This window comes from Streptomyces coeruleorubidus, assembly GCF_008705135.1.
GTDB classification, from domain to species: Bacteria; Actinomycetota; Actinomycetes; order Streptomycetales; family Streptomycetaceae; genus Streptomyces; species Streptomyces coeruleofuscus.
The window spans coordinates 5,313,589-5,328,800 of sequence record NZ_CP023694.1 but is presented as its reverse complement, the minus strand read 5'-3'; the positions used below and the strand labels follow the sequence as shown (position 1 = coordinate 5,328,800).

At 73.3% G+C, this 15,212-nt stretch carries 13 protein-coding genes; 5 read left to right on the top strand and 8 right to left on the bottom strand.

The window, feature by feature from the left end; genetic code table 11:
* Nucleotides 1–11 precede the first annotated feature (11 nt).
* From ilvD to CP976_RS24625, 4 genes are all read right to left on the bottom strand, one after another.
* Nucleotides 12–1,865 (bottom strand): dihydroxy-acid dehydratase, encoded by a 1,854-nt coding sequence (ilvD, locus tag CP976_RS24640; RefSeq protein WP_150482324.1) that lies wholly within the window; start codon nt 1,863–1,865, stop codon nt 12–14.
* 138 nt (nt 1,866–2,003) lie between these two features.
* Nucleotides 2,004–2,648 carry a TetR/AcrR family transcriptional regulator gene (locus CP976_RS24635; protein ID WP_150482323.1) on the bottom strand — a complete coding sequence of 215 codons (645 nt, stop codon included), beginning with the start codon at nt 2,646–2,648 and terminating at the stop codon, nt 2,004–2,006.
* Between the two features lie 37 nt (nt 2,649–2,685).
* A complete protein-coding gene (locus CP976_RS24630; RefSeq protein WP_150482322.1) occupies nt 2,686–3,510 on the bottom strand; it encodes a sugar phosphate isomerase/epimerase family protein in 825 nt (274 codons plus the stop codon).
* A gap of 91 nt (nt 3,511–3,601) precedes the next feature.
* Nucleotides 3,602–4,534 carry a Ppx/GppA family phosphatase gene (locus tag CP976_RS24625; RefSeq protein ID WP_150482321.1) on the bottom strand — a complete coding sequence of 311 codons (933 nt, stop codon included), beginning with the start codon at nt 4,532–4,534 and terminating at the stop codon, nt 3,602–3,604.
* A gap of 71 nt (nt 4,535–4,605) precedes the next feature.
* Between CP976_RS24625 and CP976_RS24620 the strand changes: the two genes are divergently transcribed.
* Nucleotides 4,606–5,406 carry a DUF3109 family protein gene (locus CP976_RS24620; protein WP_150482320.1) on the top strand — a complete coding sequence of 267 codons (801 nt, stop codon included), beginning with the start codon at nt 4,606–4,608 and terminating at the stop codon, nt 5,404–5,406.
* 49 nt (nt 5,407–5,455) lie between these two features.
* Here the strand turns inward: CP976_RS24620 and CP976_RS24615 are convergent, their stop codons facing one another.
* On the bottom strand, nt 5,456–7,168 hold the full coding sequence (locus CP976_RS24615; RefSeq protein WP_150482319.1) for a BACON domain-containing protein: 1,713 nt from the start codon (nt 7,166–7,168) through the stop codon (nt 5,456–5,458).
* A 196-nt stretch (nt 7,169–7,364) separates the two neighbouring features.
* Between CP976_RS24615 and radA the strand changes: the two genes are divergently transcribed.
* Both radA and disA read left to right on the top strand, forming a co-directional pair.
* Complete coding sequence (gene radA, locus CP976_RS24610; RefSeq protein WP_086850964.1) at nt 7,365–8,774, top strand: DNA repair protein RadA; 1,410 nt, start codon at nt 7,365–7,367, stop codon at nt 8,772–8,774.
* Between the two features lie 80 nt (nt 8,775–8,854).
* Nucleotides 8,855–9,979: a DNA integrity scanning diadenylate cyclase DisA gene (gene disA, locus CP976_RS24605; protein ID WP_086850960.1), complete on the top strand. Its 1,125-nt coding sequence runs from the start codon at nt 8,855–8,857 to the stop codon at nt 9,977–9,979.
* A 90-nt stretch (nt 9,980–10,069) separates the two neighbouring features.
* Here disA and CP976_RS24600 read toward each other — a convergent pair whose 3' ends face one another.
* The gene (locus tag CP976_RS24600) at nt 10,070–10,942 is read right to left on the bottom strand and encodes a hypothetical protein (RefSeq protein ID WP_150482318.1); all 873 of its coding nucleotides are present in this window, start codon (nt 10,940–10,942) and stop codon (nt 10,070–10,072) included.
* A gap of 175 nt (nt 10,943–11,117) precedes the next feature.
* Between CP976_RS24600 and CP976_RS24595 the strand changes: the two genes are divergently transcribed.
* A complete protein-coding gene (locus CP976_RS24595) occupies nt 11,118–11,759 on the top strand; it encodes a phosphatase PAP2 family protein (protein ID WP_190146851.1) in 642 nt (213 codons plus the stop codon).
* A 60-nt stretch (nt 11,760–11,819) separates the two neighbouring features.
* On the opposite strand, the gene CP976_RS24590 is transcribed toward CP976_RS24595, so the two are convergent.
* Together CP976_RS24590 and CP976_RS24585 are read right to left on the bottom strand one after the other, a co-directional pair.
* A complete protein-coding gene (locus CP976_RS24590) occupies nt 11,820–12,494 on the bottom strand; it encodes a response regulator transcription factor (protein ID WP_150482316.1) in 675 nt (224 codons plus the stop codon).
* Nucleotides 12,491–14,086: a sensor histidine kinase gene (locus tag CP976_RS24585; protein WP_150482315.1), complete on the bottom strand. Its 1,596-nt coding sequence runs from the start codon at nt 14,084–14,086 to the stop codon at nt 12,491–12,493. The genes CP976_RS24590 and CP976_RS24585 overlap by 4 nt, the downstream gene beginning before the upstream one ends.
* A 119-nt stretch (nt 14,087–14,205) precedes the next feature.
* On the opposite strand from CP976_RS24585, the gene CP976_RS24580 reads away from it, so the two are divergent.
* Nucleotides 14,206–15,141 carry an HhH-GPD family protein gene (locus CP976_RS24580; protein WP_150482314.1) on the top strand — a complete coding sequence of 312 codons (936 nt, stop codon included), beginning with the start codon at nt 14,206–14,208 and terminating at the stop codon, nt 15,139–15,141.
* The last annotated feature ends 71 nt before the right edge of the window (nt 15,142–15,212 follow it).

Genomic DNA, 15,212 nt, shown 5'->3' with positions numbered 1-15,212 from the left:
GTGGAGAACGCTCAGCCGAGCATGGTCACGTCCCGCACGGCGCCCTTGTCCGCGCTGGTCGCCATCGCCGCGTAGGCCCGCAGCGCCGCCGAGACCTTGCGGTCGCGGTTCTTCGGGGCGTACACGCCGTTCAGCGCCTGCTCGCGGCGGGCCAGCTCGGCGTCATCGACGAGGAGCTCGATGGAGCGGTTCGGGATGTCGATGCGGATGCGGTCGCCGTCCTCGACGAGGGCGATGGTGCCGCCGCCCGCCGCCTCGGGCGAGGCGTGCCCGATGGAGAGGCCGGACGTGCCGCCGGAGAAGCGGCCGTCGGTGATCAGGGCGCAGCTCTTGCCGAGGCCGCGGCCCTTCAGGTACGAGGTCGGGTAGAGCATCTCCTGCATGCCGGGGCCGCCCTTGGGGCCCTCGTAGCGGATGACGACGACGTCGCCCTCCTTGATCTGCTTCAGCAGGATCTTCTCGACGGCCTCCTCCTGCGACTCGCAGACGACCGCCGGGCCCTCGAAGGTCCAGATCGACTCGTCCACGCCGGCCGTCTTCACCACGCAGCCGTCGACCGCGAGGTTGCCCTTGAGGACCGCGAGGCCGCCGTCCTTGGAGTACGCGTGCTCGACGGAGCGGATGCAGCCGCCCCCGGCGTCCTCGTCGAGGGCCTCCCAGCGCTCGGACTGGGAGAAGGCCTCGGCGGAGCGGACGCAGCCGGGTGCCGCGTGCCACATCTCGACCGCCTCGGGGGACGGGGACCCGCCGCGCACGTCCCACGTCTTCAGCCAGTCCGACAGGGACGGGCTGTGGACCGCGTGCACGTCCTCGTTGAGCAGGCCGCCGCGGTGCAGCTCGCCGAGGAGGGCGGGGATGCCGCCGGCGCGGTGCACGTCCTCCATGTAGTACGTGCGGTCCTTGGCGACGTTCGGCGCCACCTTGGCCAGGCAGGGGACCCGGCGGGAGACCGCATCGATCTCCTCCAGGCCGAAGGGGACGCCGGCCTCCTGGGCCGCGGCCAGCAGGTGCAGGATCGTGTTGGTGGAGCCGCCCATCGCGATGTCGAGGGCCATGGCGTTCTCGAAGGCCGCGAAGGTCGCGATGTTGCGCGGCAGGACCGTCTCGTCGTCCTGCTCGTAGTAGCGGCGGGTGATGTCCATCACCGTGTTGGCCGCGTCGACGTACAGCTTCTTGCGGGCCGTGTGGGTGGCCAGGACCGAGCCGTTGCCGGGGAGGGAGAGGCCGATGGCCTCGGTGAGGCAGTTCATCGAGTTGGCGGTGAACATGCCGGAACACGAGCCGCAGGTCGGGCAGGCGTTCTCCTCGATGCGGAGGATGTCCTCGTCCGAGATCTTCTCGTTCACGGCCTCGGACATCGCGTCGACCAGGTCGAGTGTGCGGACCGTGCCGTCGACCAGCGTGGCCCGGCCGGACTCCATCGGGCCGCCGGAGACGAAGACCGTCGGGATGTTCAGGCGCAGGGCCGCGTTGAGCATGCCCGGGGTGATCTTGTCGCAGTTGGAGATGCAGATCAGGGCGTCGGCGCAGTGGGCCTCGACCATGTACTCCACGCTGTCCGCGATCAGGTCGCGGGAGGGCAGGCTGTAGAGCATGCCGCCGTGGCCCATCGCGATGCCGTCGTCGACCGCGATCGTGTTGAACTCGCGCGGGATGCCGCCGGCCTCGACGATCGCCTCGCTGACGATCCGGCCGACCGGCTGGAGGTGGGTGTGGCCCGGCACGAACTCCGTGAAGCTGTTGGCGACCGCGATGATCGGCTTGCGGCCGATGTCCGCACCCGGTACACCGGAGGCGCGCATAAGGGCGCGGGCGCCCGCCATGTTGCGGCCGTGGGTGACTGTGCGGGACCTCAGCTCGGGCATCGTCGCTCGCTCCTTCAGAGACTGCGTCAGAGGATTCGGAGATTTCTGACTGCTACCGAGCGTACGCCGGTCATCCAGAGGGCGGGACGGAGTGTCCGGGATACGGGATACCTGTCTCGGCCGACGTCTCCGTGAGGCCTACGGTCCGGTCAGGTGTCCCTGTACGACCGGTGCCAGCCGCGCGATGATCTGCTCGGCGTCCGCCGAGGCCAGCGGCTCGACCTTGATGACGTACCGCAGCATCGCGGTGCCCACGAGCTGGGCGGCGGCGAGCTCGGCCCGCAGTTCGCCGTCCGGCAGGTCCAGGCGCCCCGCGATGCGGCGCAGCACCTGGGTGGCGACGATTCGGCGGAAGACGGCGGCCGCCGTTTCGTTGGTGACGGCGGAGCGGACGATGGCGAGCAGGGGCGTGCGGGTGGCCGGGTTCTCCCAGACGCCGAAGAAGAAGCGGGCCAGGCGCTCCCCCACGCCGTCGAGCGGGCCCTCCTCGATGGCCTTCGGCGCTTGGAGGGCGGGTCCGAAGGCCTGGGTGATCGCCGCCTCGAAGACCTGTTCCTTCGTCCCGAAGTAGTGGTGCACGAGCGCCGAGTCGACCCCGGCCGTCTTGGCGATGCCGCGCACGGAGGTCTTCTCGTAGCCGCGCTCGGAGAACTCGTCGCGGGCGGCGGTCAGGATGCGGTCCCGGGTGTCGGCCGACTCCGTGCGCGGGGGGCGGCCCCGGCGGCGGGCGGTGGTGCCCGTGCCGCTGCCGTTGTGGGTGCCGGTCGCGGGCCGCTCGCTCATCGTCTCGCCGTTTCGGTCATCGGCTCGGCGCCCTCGCTCATCGCCTCGGCACCTTCGCCGCCGAGGCCAGGTGCAGGCGCGTGAAGGCCAGTGCCTCCGCCAGGTCGGCCTCGCGCTCCGCGCTCGACATGGCGCGGCGGGTGTTGACCTCGATCACGACGTGCCCGTCGAAGCCGGTGAGGGCGAGTCGTTCCAGCACCTCGGCGCAGGGCTGGGTGCCGCGGCCGGGCACGAGGTGCTCGTCCTTGGCCGAGCCCCTGCCGTCGGCGAGGTGGACGTGGCCCAGGCGGTCGCCCATGCGGTCGACCATGGCCAGCGCGTCGCTGCGGGCCGTCGCGGTGTGGCTGAGGTCGATCGTGAAGTGGCGGTAGTCGTCCTTCGTCACGTCCCAGTCGGGGGCGTACGCGAGCATCTCGCGGTCGCGGTAGCGCCAGGGGTACATGTTTTCGACGGCGAACCGTACATCCGTCTCGTTCGCCATGCGCCAGATGCCCGCGACGAAGTCCCTGGCGTACTGGCGCTGCCAGCGGAAGGGCGGGTGGACGACGACGGTGCTCGCGTCGAGCTTCTCGGCTGCCGCGCGGGCCCGCTGGAGCTTGGTCCAGGGGTCCGTGGACCAGACGCGCTGCGTGATGAGCAGGCAGGGGGCGTGCACGGCCAGGACCGGGATCTGGTGGTAGTCGCTGAGTCTGCGCAGGGCCTCGATGTCCTGGCTCACGGGGTCGGTCCAGACCATGACCTCGACTCCGTCGTAGCCGAGGCGCGCGGCGATCTCGAAGGCCGTGGCCGTCGACTCCGGGTAGACCGAGGCCGTCGAGAGGGCGACCTTCGCGTCCGGGATCCTTACGGCTGGCTCTGCCATGCAGGACAGATTACGGGGTGTGGTCGGGGTGGAGCGGGGTGCCTATTCGCCGTTGTGGTGTTTGCCACGGGCTTGCATGGTGCAAGGCCCCCTAAACGGACTCCATGTGATCCAGGCGACGCAGGATCACGCCCTCCCTCAGCGCCCACGGGCAGATCTCCAGGCGCTCCACGCCGAAGAGGTCCATCGCGGCCTCGGCCACCAGCGCCCCCGCCAGCAGCTGGCCCGCCCTGCCTTCCGAGACGCCCGGGAGCTCGGCCCGTTCCGCCTCCGTCATGCCGGCCAGCCTCGGGACCCATTCCTCCAGGGACTTCCGCTTGAGTTCGCGCTGGACGTAGAGGCCCTCGGCGGAGCGGGCGGCTCCGGCGATGCGGGCGAGCTGCTTGAAGGTCTTGGACGTGGCGACGACGCGGTCGGGCGGGCCGAAGCGGCTGAACTCGCCGACCGTGCGGGCGACCTCGGTCCGGACGTGGCGGCGCAGGGCCCGCACGTCGTCCGGGGCGGGCGGGTCGCCGGGCAGCCACCCGGCGGTGAGGCGGCCGGCGCCCAGCGGCAGGGACGCGGCCGCGTCGGGCTCCTCGTCGATGCCGTAGGCGATCTCCAGGGAGCCGCCGCCGATGTCCAGGACCAGCAGTTTCCCGGCCGACCAGCCGAACCAGCGGCGGGCGGCGAGGAACGTGAGGCGGGCCTCCTCCTCGCCGGTGAGGACCTGGAGCTCGACGCCGGTCTCGGTGCGCACGCGCGCCAGGACGTCGTCGGCGTTGCGGGCCTCGCGCACGGCGGAGGTGGCGAACGTCAGGAGGTCCTCGACGCCCTTGTCCTCGGCGGCCTGGAGCGACTCCTGGACGACCGAGACCAGCCGCTCGACGCCCTGGGGGCCGATCGCGCCGTCGTCGTCGAGGAGCTGGGCGAGGCGCAGTTCCGCCTTGTGCGAGTGCGCGGGCAACGGGCACGCGCCGGGGTGCGCGTCCACCACGAGCAGATGCACCGTGTTCGATCCCACGTCGAGGACACCGAGTCTCATGTACGGAACGCTACTGCCAGGAGTGCCGTCCGCCGTCCTCGGTGTGGGTACAAGGCCCGTACCCTGGACTCGTGCCAAAGACGAAAAAGGCGAAGCGCGACAAATCATCGGGCGCCCCGCGGTCCGACGAGAAGGGCCTCGACTTCGCCCGTGCGTGGGTGGAGTTTCCCGATCCGGCGGACGACGAGCAGGTCTTCCGCTGCGATCTGACATGGCTGACCTCTCGCTGGAACTGCATCTTCGGCAGCGGCTGCCAGGGCATCCAGGCCGGCCGCGCGGACGACGGGTGCTGCACGCTGGGTGCCCACTTCTCCGACGAGGACGACGAGAAGCGGGTCGCCGAGCATGTGGCGAGGCTCACGCCGGACATCTGGCAGCACCATGCCGAGGGCACGAAGAACGGCTGGATCTCCGAGGACGAGGACGGCGACCGGCAGACACGCCCCTTCCAGGGCTCGTGCATCTTCCAGAACCGCCCCGGTTTCGCGGGCGGCGCGGGCTGCTCGCTGCACATCCTCGCCCTGAAGGAGGGCCGCGAGCCGCTGGAGACCAAGCCGGACGTGTGCTGGCAGCTGCCGGTGCGGCGGACCTACGAGTGGATCGACCGGCCCGACGACACGCGTGTGCTCCAGGTGTCGATCGGTGAGTACGACCGCCGCGGCTGGGGGCCGGGCGGCCACGACCTGCACTGGTGGTGCACCTCGGCGACCTCGGCGCACGGCGCGGGCGAGCCGGTGTACGTCTCCTACCGGCCGGAGCTGATCGAGCTGATGGGAAAGGCCGGTTACGACCGGCTGGTGGAGCTGTGCGAGGAGCGGCTGGCCTCGCAGCTGCCGCTGCTGGCGCCGCATCCCGCCGACCCGGCCGGCTGACGAGCGCGACCACTACGGCACGCAGGACTTCGAGGGCTGTTACGGCCGTCTAGGACGTGGGCGGGCTCGCGTCGCCGTCGTCCGGGGGCGGGGTCGTCGGGTCCGTCGGCCCCGGGTCCGTGGGTGTGGGGTCCGGGTCGGGTGACGGGGGCGGGGTGGTCGGCGTCGGGTCCGGTGGGGCCGAGGTCGTGGGCGTCGGGTCGGGCAGGGTCGAAGGCGGGTCGCTCGGGCCGCCGGGGTGGGGGTCCGGACGCGGGCCGGGGCCGGGCGGGCTGGGCGCGGTGCCGAAGCCCTCGATGTGGACTACGGCGCCCACCGGGGCGATCGCCACCTGCGCGCGCCAGGGGCCGGAGGGCTCCCGCAGATGGTCGACGTACACCTTGATCGTCAACGACTCGCCGGGCCGGAGCGTGCCCGACGACTGGCTCAGGTAGAGCCAGTCCGCTCCGGTGGACGCGGACCAGCGGACCGGGGACGGGCCCGTGGCGGTCAGGGTGACGAGGGTGGTGTCGCCGCTGTTGTCCGCCGTGACGTCCAGGGCGCTCTTGCGGCCGGCGCCGGCGACGCCGATGACCTCCACGGAGACGTCGGCCTTGCCGTTCTCGCCGAAGCGGGGGCCGGGTCTGGTGCTCGCGTTGCCGGTGTTCTCATAGCCGCCGCCGGCCATCTCGCCGTCCAGGGCGAACGGGTCGTCCGCCTCGCGTGCGGAGGCGGAGCGGCCGTCCTGGCCCTCGCCGACGGGGGTGCCCCGGTAGGCGGCCCACAGGGCGAGCACGGGAGCGGCCACCACGGTGGCGACGACGGTCGTGGTGACGGCACGCGCGCGGAGGCGGTCCCTTCGTGCGGCGCGGTCCTTGGGGTCCATCGGGAAGCCGCGCCGGTCGAAGCGGGGTCCGGCGCCACGCGCGCGTGCGTGGTGGGTCATGGCGACGTGCACGGCCGCGCGCGGGGCCGGCAGGACGGGCAGTTCGGCGGGCGTGACGCTGGTGCCGGGCCAGCGGCCGGGGATGGCGCGCTCGGCGGTGCGGCGGCAGCGCGGGCAGTCGTCGACGTGCCGGACGAGTTCGCGGCGCAGGGTCGTGCCCAGCACGGGCCGGTCGTCGCCGACGAGGTGCGCGACGCTCGGACACGCCCCGGTCTCGACCACGGCCAGGGCCGCACGCGTGCGTTCCACCTCGCAGGCGGCGGAGGCGAGCAGATCGCGGGCGGCGGCCGGGTCCATGCCCAGGACGGCGGCGACCTCCTGGGCGGCGAGGTGGTGGCGCACGGCCAGTTCGAGCGCCTCGCGCTGCTCCGGGGTGGTGCCGGCGGCCTCCGGCCAGGCGAGCAGGGCCAGTTCGCGCCGCCGCCGCTCCTGGACCTCCTCGGAGACGGCCGGGCCGGCCGGCCGGTCGGCGCGCTGCGGGCGGCCCGCGGCGTGGCTGCTCACACGTTTCTGCTTGGCCTCGGCCAGCTTCCGCAGGCACGCCCAGCGGGCCAGCGCGTACAGCCACGCCCTGCGGTCGGCGGGGGCGTCGGGGACGTGCTTGCCGCGGCGTTCGGCGAGCGCGAGGGCGTCGCCGAGGGCGGCGGTCGCGGCGTCGTGGTCACACAGCACGGACAGGCAGTAGGTGAACAGGCCGTCCAGGTAAGGCTCGTAGCGCGCGGGCGGCCGCTGCGCCAGCGTGCGCGCCGCCCCGCGGTCACGCGCTTCCCGGTGCGCCCGGTGCGGGCCGGCCGTGCGGGTGGAGCGGGTCGAGATCTCCGGAGTACTGCTCATCATTCGGCGACCGTAGGCGGCCGGGAGAGGCACCTTCCGGCGGCTTGAGCACATTTAATCCGTACGGGTGAAACGATCCCTCAAACGGGGACATGAACCGGTGGTTCAACGGCTGGCGCGGGGTGGCGGCGCCCTGGCGCGCAGGTTGCCGCCCCGGTCGGCCCCCGCGTTGTCAGTGGCGGCGGCTACGGTTCCGTCCATGGCTGCCCGTACGAAGACCACCAAGGACCGCCCGTCCTACCGCTGCACGGAATGCGGCTGGCAGACGGCGAAGTGGCTCGGCCGCTGCCCCGAGTGCCAGGCCTGGGGGACGATCGAGGAATACGGCGCGCCCGCGGTCCGTACGACGGCACCGGGGCGGGTCACCACCTCCGCCCTGCCCATCGGCCAGGTGGACGGCCGCCAGGCCACCGCCCGCTCCACCGGCGTGCCCGAGCTGGACCGCGTGCTCGGCGGCGGGCTCGTCCCCGGCGCGGTGGTGCTGGTCGCGGGCGAGCCGGGCGTCGGCAAGTCGACCCTGCTGCTCGACGTGGCGGCCAAGTCGGCGAGCGACGAGCACCGCACGCTGTACGTCACGGGCGAGGAGTCGGCGAGCCAGGTCCGGCTGCGCGCCGACCGCATCCACGCCATCGACGACCACCTGTACCTGGCGGCCGAGACGGATCTGGCGGCGGTGCTGGGCCACTTGGACGCGGTCAAGCCGTCGCTGCTGATCCTGGACTCGGTGCAGACGGTGGCCTCCCCGGAGATCGACGGGGCGCCCGGCGGCATGGCCCAGGTGCGGGAGGTCGCCGGGGCCCTGATCCGGGCCTCCAAGGAGCGCGGCATGTCCACGCTGCTCGTGGGCCATGTCACCAAGGACGGCGCCATCGCGGGCCCGCGCCTGCTGGAGCACCTCGTGGACGTCGTCCTGAGCTTCGAGGGAGACCGGCACGCCCGCCTGCGGCTCGTCCGGGGCGTCAAGAACCGCTACGGCACCACCGACGAGGTCGGCTGCTTCGAGCTGCACGACGAGGGCATCACGGGCCTGGCCGACCCGAGCGGGCTCTTCCTGACCCGCCGGGCCGAACCGGTCCCGGGCACCTGCCTGACCGTCACCCTGGAGGGCCGCCGCCCGCTGGTCGCCGAGGTCCAGGCGCTCACGGTCGACTCGCAGATCCCCTCCCCGCGCCGCACCACCTCGGGCCTGGAGACCTCCCGGGTGTCGATGATGCTCGCGGTGCTGGAACAGCGCGGACGGATCAGCGCCTTGGGCAAAAGGGACATCTACTCCGCGACGGTCGGCGGTGTGAAGCTCTCGGAGCCCGCCGCCGACCTGGCCGTCGCGCTCGCCCTGGCCAGCGCGGCGAGTGACACACCTCTCCCCAAGAACCTCGTCGCGATCGGGGAGGTCGGCCTCGCGGGCGAGGTGAGACGGGTCACGGGCGTACAGCGCAGGCTGGCCGAAGCCCACCGTCTGGGCTTCACACACGCCCTCGTCCCGGGCGATCCGGGCAAGATCCCCTCGGGCATGAAGGTCCTGGAAGTCGCGGACATAGGGGACGCCCTGCGGGTCCTCCCCCGGTCCCGTCGCAGAGAGGCCCCACGGGACGAGGAGGGTCGCCGGTAGACTTTGCCCTGGTCTCGCCCGTCCGTGCGAACCGAGCGCGCGACACGGGGGCGCCCAGAACCTGCGACCGGAGGAGTGCAGTGGCAGCCAACGACCGGGCATCAGCTCCCGGAAAGTCCGGCGGGAGTGCCGGTACCGATGGCCTGATGCGCGCCTCACTGAGCGCCGTGGCACCCGGGACCGCCCTGCGTGACGGCCTGGAGCGGGTGCTCCGCGGCAACACCGGCGGTCTCATCGTGCTGGGCTCCGACAAGACGGTCGAGGCGCTGTGCAGCGGCGGTTTCGTGCTGGACGTCGAGTTCACCGCGACCCGTCTGCGCGAGCTGTGCAAACTGGACGGCGGCATCGTGCTGTCCTCGGACCTGTCGAAGATCCTGCGCGCGGGCGTGCAGCTGGTCCCGGACCCGGGGATCCCCACGGAGGAGACGGGCACCCGGCACCGCACGGCCGACCGCGTGAGCAAGCAGGTCGGCTTCCCGGTCGTCTCGGTCTCCCAGTCGATGCGGCTGATCGCGCTGTACGTGGACGGCCAGCGCCGCGTCCTGGAGGACTCGGCGGCGATCCTGTCCCGCGCCAACCAGGCCCTGGCGACCCTGGAGCGCTACAAGCTCCGCCTCGACGAGGTCGCGGGCACGCTGTCGGCACTGGAGATCGAGGACCTGGTCACCGTCCGGGACGTCTCGGCGGTCGCCCAGCGCCTGGAGATGGTGCGCCGCATCGCCACGGAGATCGCCGAGTACGTGGTGGAGCTGGGCACGGACGGCCGGCTGCTGGCCCTCCAGCTCGACGAGCTGATCGCCGGTGTGGAGCCCGAGCGCGAGCTGGTCGTCCGGGACTACGTCCCCGAGCCCACCGCCAAGCGCTCCCGCACGGTCGACGAGGCGCTGGCCGAGCTGGACGCCCTCACCCACGCCGAGCTTCTCGAACTGCCCACGGTGGCCCGCGCATTGGGCTACACCGGCTCACCCGAGACGCTGGACTCGGCGGTGTCGCCGCGCGGCTTCCGCCTGCTCGCCAAGGTGCCCCGGCTCCCCGGCGCGATCATCGACCGCCTGGTCGAGCACTTCGGCGGCCTCCAGAAGCTGCTCGCCGCGAGCGTCGACGACCTCCAGACGGTGGACGGCGTCGGCGAGGCCCGGGCGCGCAGCGTCCGGGAGGGGCTGTCGCGGCTGGCGGAGTCGTCGATCCTGGAGCGGTACGTCTAGCGCTTGAGCTGTATCGGCTGCACCGGCTGGAACGGCTGAGGGCGGTACCCGGCAAGGGGTACCGCCCTCAGGCGTCTGAGCCGCCGGGTGCTAGTCGGCCGACAGCACGAACGACGTCTGTACCTTCGCGAAGCCCGGAGCCTTCGCTTCCACCAGGTACGTGCCCGTCCCGGCCGAGCCCGCCGGAGGCGTGGCGCACTCGGGGGCGCTCGGCTTGCGGTCCCAGTTCACGGTGTAGGTGATGCCGCTGCCCGCGGGCACCCGGTAGAGCTGGCGCGCGGGGGCCTTGGGGCAGTCCTCGGAGGACCAGTAGTCGTCGTCGGAGCTCGCCGGGGTGATCGTGAACACCGCGTTCTTCGGCCCGAGATCGATCTTGCAGTCGCTGCCGGAGATGTTCCGCGCGGTCAGCAGGAACGTGGGCGTCTGCTCGGGGTCGTAGGTGTTGTGCCAGCTGCGCAGGCTGAACTTGACCACGCTGGCGGTGCAGTTGGGCAGTGTGGAACCGGCCGGCAGCGTGTCGCCCACGCCGACCCCGCCCACCGTGGTAACGCCCCCGGAACCACCGGCGCCGCCCGACCCGGCGGACCCGCCGGAACCGGAACCGCCGCCGGAGCCCGTGCCGGAACCGCCCTCGGAGCCGTCGCCCGAGCCACCACCCGAGCCGTCGCCGGAACCGTCCCCGGACCCGGACGACGAGCCGCCGGAGCCCCCGCCGCCCGACTCGTCGCGTCCGCCGGGCGCTTGGCTGATGGCCGGGCCCGAACTCGACGGGCCGGGCGTGATGGAGGGCGCGGGATTCTTGCCGTTGGCGTCGTTGCCGCGGTCGTCGCCACCCCCGCCGCCCATGGTCACGATCCAGGTGGTCAGCAGCGCCAACAGGGCGACCACAGACACCAGTACGACCCTCCGACGCCAGTAGATGGAGGAGGGAAGCGGCCCGACCGGATTGCGCAGAGATCCCACGGCGCAAACCTTACGAGAGATCGGCGCGTTCGCCGGTCCCACCCGCCGCTCGGGACCACAACTTTTCCGGATCATCATCCCGGAAATCACCGCCCCACCCCTGTCTTTCGACAGGTGCGGCACGCGACGATCGCTGGGTGTGACGGTATCGGCCTGCCGCCTACCGTCCGTGACCATGAACTTCGAGGACAGCGGGCTCTACCGCGACATCACCGACTTCGCCCACGGCACCCCGATGTGGGTACAGCACGGGGCCGGCATATGGACGGAGGCCGGACTGCTGGTCTTCGTCGCGCTGTTCGCCACCGCCTGGTGGCGCGCCCGCCGAGACACTCCCCACGCGTTCGCGATCGCGGCTCTCGCACCTCTGGCCACGGCCGTGGCGTACGTGTGCAGCGAAGTGCTCAAGTCCGCCGTCACGGAGGAGCGTCCGTGCCGGGCGGTCGCCGGTGCGGCCGCGTCCCTCGCCGAGTGCCCACCGCACGGTGACTGGTCCTTCCCGTCCAACCACGCCACGATCGCGGGCGCCGCGGCGGTCGCCCTGGCCCTGGTCCGGCGCGCGCTCCTGTGGCTGACGGCCCCGCTCGCCCTGCTCATGGCCTTCTCCCGGGTCTTCGTCGGCGTGCACTATCCGCACGACGTCGGCGCGGGGCTGGGCCTGGGCACCCTCGTCGCCCTCGCCGCCGTACGGCTCGGCACGGGCCCGGCGACGCGGCTGGCCCGGGCGATGCGCACCTCGTCGGCGCCGGCCGTGCGGTGGTTCACCGGGCCGGGCACGGCGCCCGTCACGTCGTACGGCTCGCACGCGCGGCGCTGAGCCGACCGGTATGCGCATCAACGAGCCGGGACGCGCCCCCACCGCCGCGCGACCCGGTCGTCACGACTCCACCAGCCCCGCCTCGTACGCCACGATCGCCGCCTGCACGCGGTTGCGCACGCCCAGCCGGTCCAGGACCGCGCTCACGTACGCCTTCACCGTGCCCTCGACGAGGTGCAGCCGGGCGGCGATCTCCGGGTTGGACAGGCCGGCGCCGACCAGTCCGAGCACCTCGCGTTCGCGGGGGCTCAGGACCGCCACACGGGTGCGTGCCTGTGCCTCGCGGGTGAGGCGGCCGCCGCCGAGGCCCTCGTCGATGACGTACCGGGCCACCTTGGGCGACAGGAACGCCGCACCGGCCGCCACCGCCCGTACGCCGGCGATCAGTTCGTACGGGTCCCCGGACTTCAGCAGGAAGCCGGTGGCGCCACCGCCGAGGGCGCGGGTCACGTAGGCGCCCTCGGAGAAGGTGGTGAGCATCGCGACGGACGTGCCGGGCACGGTCCGTACGATCTCCTCCGCCGCCGTGAGGCCGTCCAGGCGGGGCATGCGGATGTCGAGCAGGGCCACGTCCGGGCGGTGGGCCCGGGCCAGCTCGATCGCCTCGCGGCCGTCGCCCGCCTCGGCGACGACCTCCGTCACGCCGCTGCTGCCCAGGATGGCGCGGACTCCGGCCCGGACCAGGGCCTCGTCGTCGGCCAGCAACACGCGGATCGCCGTGCTCGCCCCGCTCATCGTGCGAACTCCTCGTACTCCTCGCGGCCTTCGCCGGACAGGCCGAGGCCCGGCACCACGTCCTTGGCGACCAGCCGCCCCGCGTCGAAGCACAGTCTGAAGTGGTCGACGGAGACGAAGAGTTCGCCGCTCGCGCGGTAGTAACGGCAGTCGGCTCCCTCGGGTGGGGCGGGGGCCCGTTCGTCGGGCGGGTCGTTCACGTCGCGTTCGGGGAGTACGCGCTCGACATCGGCGACCGGGGTGCCCGGGCGCAGTTTCGCGTAGGCGGCGGGTTCGAGCACCGAGTGCGTCTCGGCGTACGCGTACCAGCCGAAGGCGGCCCCGACGAGCACGACACCCACGCCGGCCGCGGCGCCGAGGCCGACGGCGAAGCGGCGCCTGGCGTGTGTGAACGGCGCCCGGGCGGAGCCTGCCGGCCTGACCGCGGTCCGCTGCTCGGGGACGTACGCCCGGACCCGGAAGCCCTCCTTGTGCGGGCCCGCCTCGAAGGTGCCGCCGATGGCGGTCACGGCGGCGCGCAGCCCCAGCAGGCCCGTGCCGCCCCGGGAGGGCCGCGAACCGTCCTGGGCGGCCCGGCCGTTGGTGACGGTGACGGACGTACCCGCGGCCCGCCCCGCCCCCGCGGCCCGCCCCGTCACCGCCACGGTCACGGCAGCGCCCGGTGCGTGCCGTGCCGCGTTGGTCAGTGCCTCCCTGACCACGCGGTGCAGCAGCCGTTCGGCGACCCCGCCGGGCTCGGCGGCGGGGCCCTGCCCGACGGGTTCGTAGCGCACCGGCAGGCCCGATTCCACGGCGCGGGCGACGAGTTGCTCCAGGGTCTCGCCGGCCGGGGCCAGCGGCGCGGGCTCGTCGTCGTCCTCGCGCAGGACGCCGATGATGCGGTGCAGCCGGTCCGTGGCGTCGGCGGCGGCCGCGCGCAGGTCGGCCGCCGCGGTCCGGTGTTCGACGGCGAGTCCGGGGGCGACCTGGAGGGCTCCCGCGCGCAGGGCGATGAGGCTCAGTTCGTGGCCGAGGGAGTCGTGCATGTCCTGGGCGATCCGGGCCCGTTCGCGCAGCCGGGCGCGTTCCTCGGCGAAGCGGGCCTCGTCCTCCAGCCGGGCGGCGCGCAGCCAGCCCGCCTCGGCCAGCTCGCGGCTCTGCCGCCAGTAGCGACCGCCGAGCCAGGGGAAGACGCAGCCGAAGAGCAGCGTGCCCGTCATGACGAGCCACTCGGGGGCCGGGTCGACGCCGACGAGCACGATCCGGGCGGTGCCGGCGCAGCCGACGGCCGCGAAGCACAGCACCGCGGGGCGCGCCCGGCCCGCCCGCAGCCCGAGCAGCAGCGCGAACACGCCGAGGGCCGGGCCGTAGGAGACGGTGAACAGGGCCGGGGCGGCGGTGAAGCTCAGGGCGGCGGCCAGCCCGAAGGTCACGAGCGGCAGCCGCCGGGACAGGGCGGCCGCGACCGCCAGCACGGCCACACCGGCCAGTTGCTGCCAGAGGGGGCGCGGCTCGTTCAGCCCGAGCCGGTCCGCCGTGAGCGCGGGCAGGGCGAGGGCCGCCCAGAGCAGGGCGCGGCCGTCTGGTGCCCTGGCGGGACGAGGACGTTCCATTCGCCCGACGCTATAGGCGCACAGCGGGGTGGCACTGCTGCCGATCGTCAGGTACGCCTGTCCCTCTTGGGTGGTGGTGTGCCCGGAACGCGGTCCCCGCGTGGCAGGATCGAATGGCCATGACTGCTCCCACGAAGCCCCCGCACACCAGCCCCAGCGACCCCGCGCCCGGCCCGCCCTCCGGCGAGAGCCTGCACTCCCCCGTCATCGACTGGTTCGACGAGAACGCCCGCGACCTGCCGTGGCGGCGCCCCGAAGCCGGGGCGTGGGGTGTGATGGTCAGTGAGTTCATGCTCCAGCAGACGCCGGTGAACCGCGTCCTGCCCGTCTACGAGCAGTGGCTGGCCCGCTGGCCGCGCCCCGCCGACCTGGCCAAGGAGGCGCCCGGCGAGGCGGTCCGCGCCTGGGGCAGGCTCGGCTACCCGCGCCGCGCCCTCAGGCTGCACGGCGCCGCCGTCGCGATAACGGAACGGCACGGCGGTGACGTACCGGCCGACCACGCCCAGCTGCTGGCGCTGCCCGGCATCGGCGAGTACACGGCCGCCGCCGTCGCCTCCTTCGCCTACGGGCAGCGGCATCCGGTGCTGGACACCAATGTGCGCCGGGTCTTCGCCCGCGCGGTCACCGGCGTGCAGTACCCGCCGAACGCCACCACCGCCGCCGAGCGCAAACTCGCCCGCGCGCTGCTGCCCGAGGACGAGCCGACCGCCGCCCGCTGGGCCGCCGCCTCCATGGAGCTGGGCGCGCTGGTGTGCACGGCGAAGAGCGAGTCGTGCCACCGCTGCCCGATCGCCGCGCAGTGCGCGTGGCGGCTGGCGGGCAAGCCGGAGCACGACGGGCCGCCGCGCCGCGGCCAGACGTACGCGGGCACCGACCGGCAGGTGCGCGGGCGGCTGCTCGCCGTCCTGCGGGAGGCCCACGGTCCGGTTCCGCAGTCGGCACTGGACCGGGTGTGGCACGAGCCGGTGCAGCGGGCCCGCGCCCTGGACGGCCTGGTCGCCGACGGTCTGGTGGAACCGCTGGCGGGAGGGCTGTACCGACTGCCGCTGACCTGACGTACGGACAGCCAGGTCACAGACGCGGGTCGCCGCCCGTCACAGTGATCGGGGTGGACAAATCACCCTGA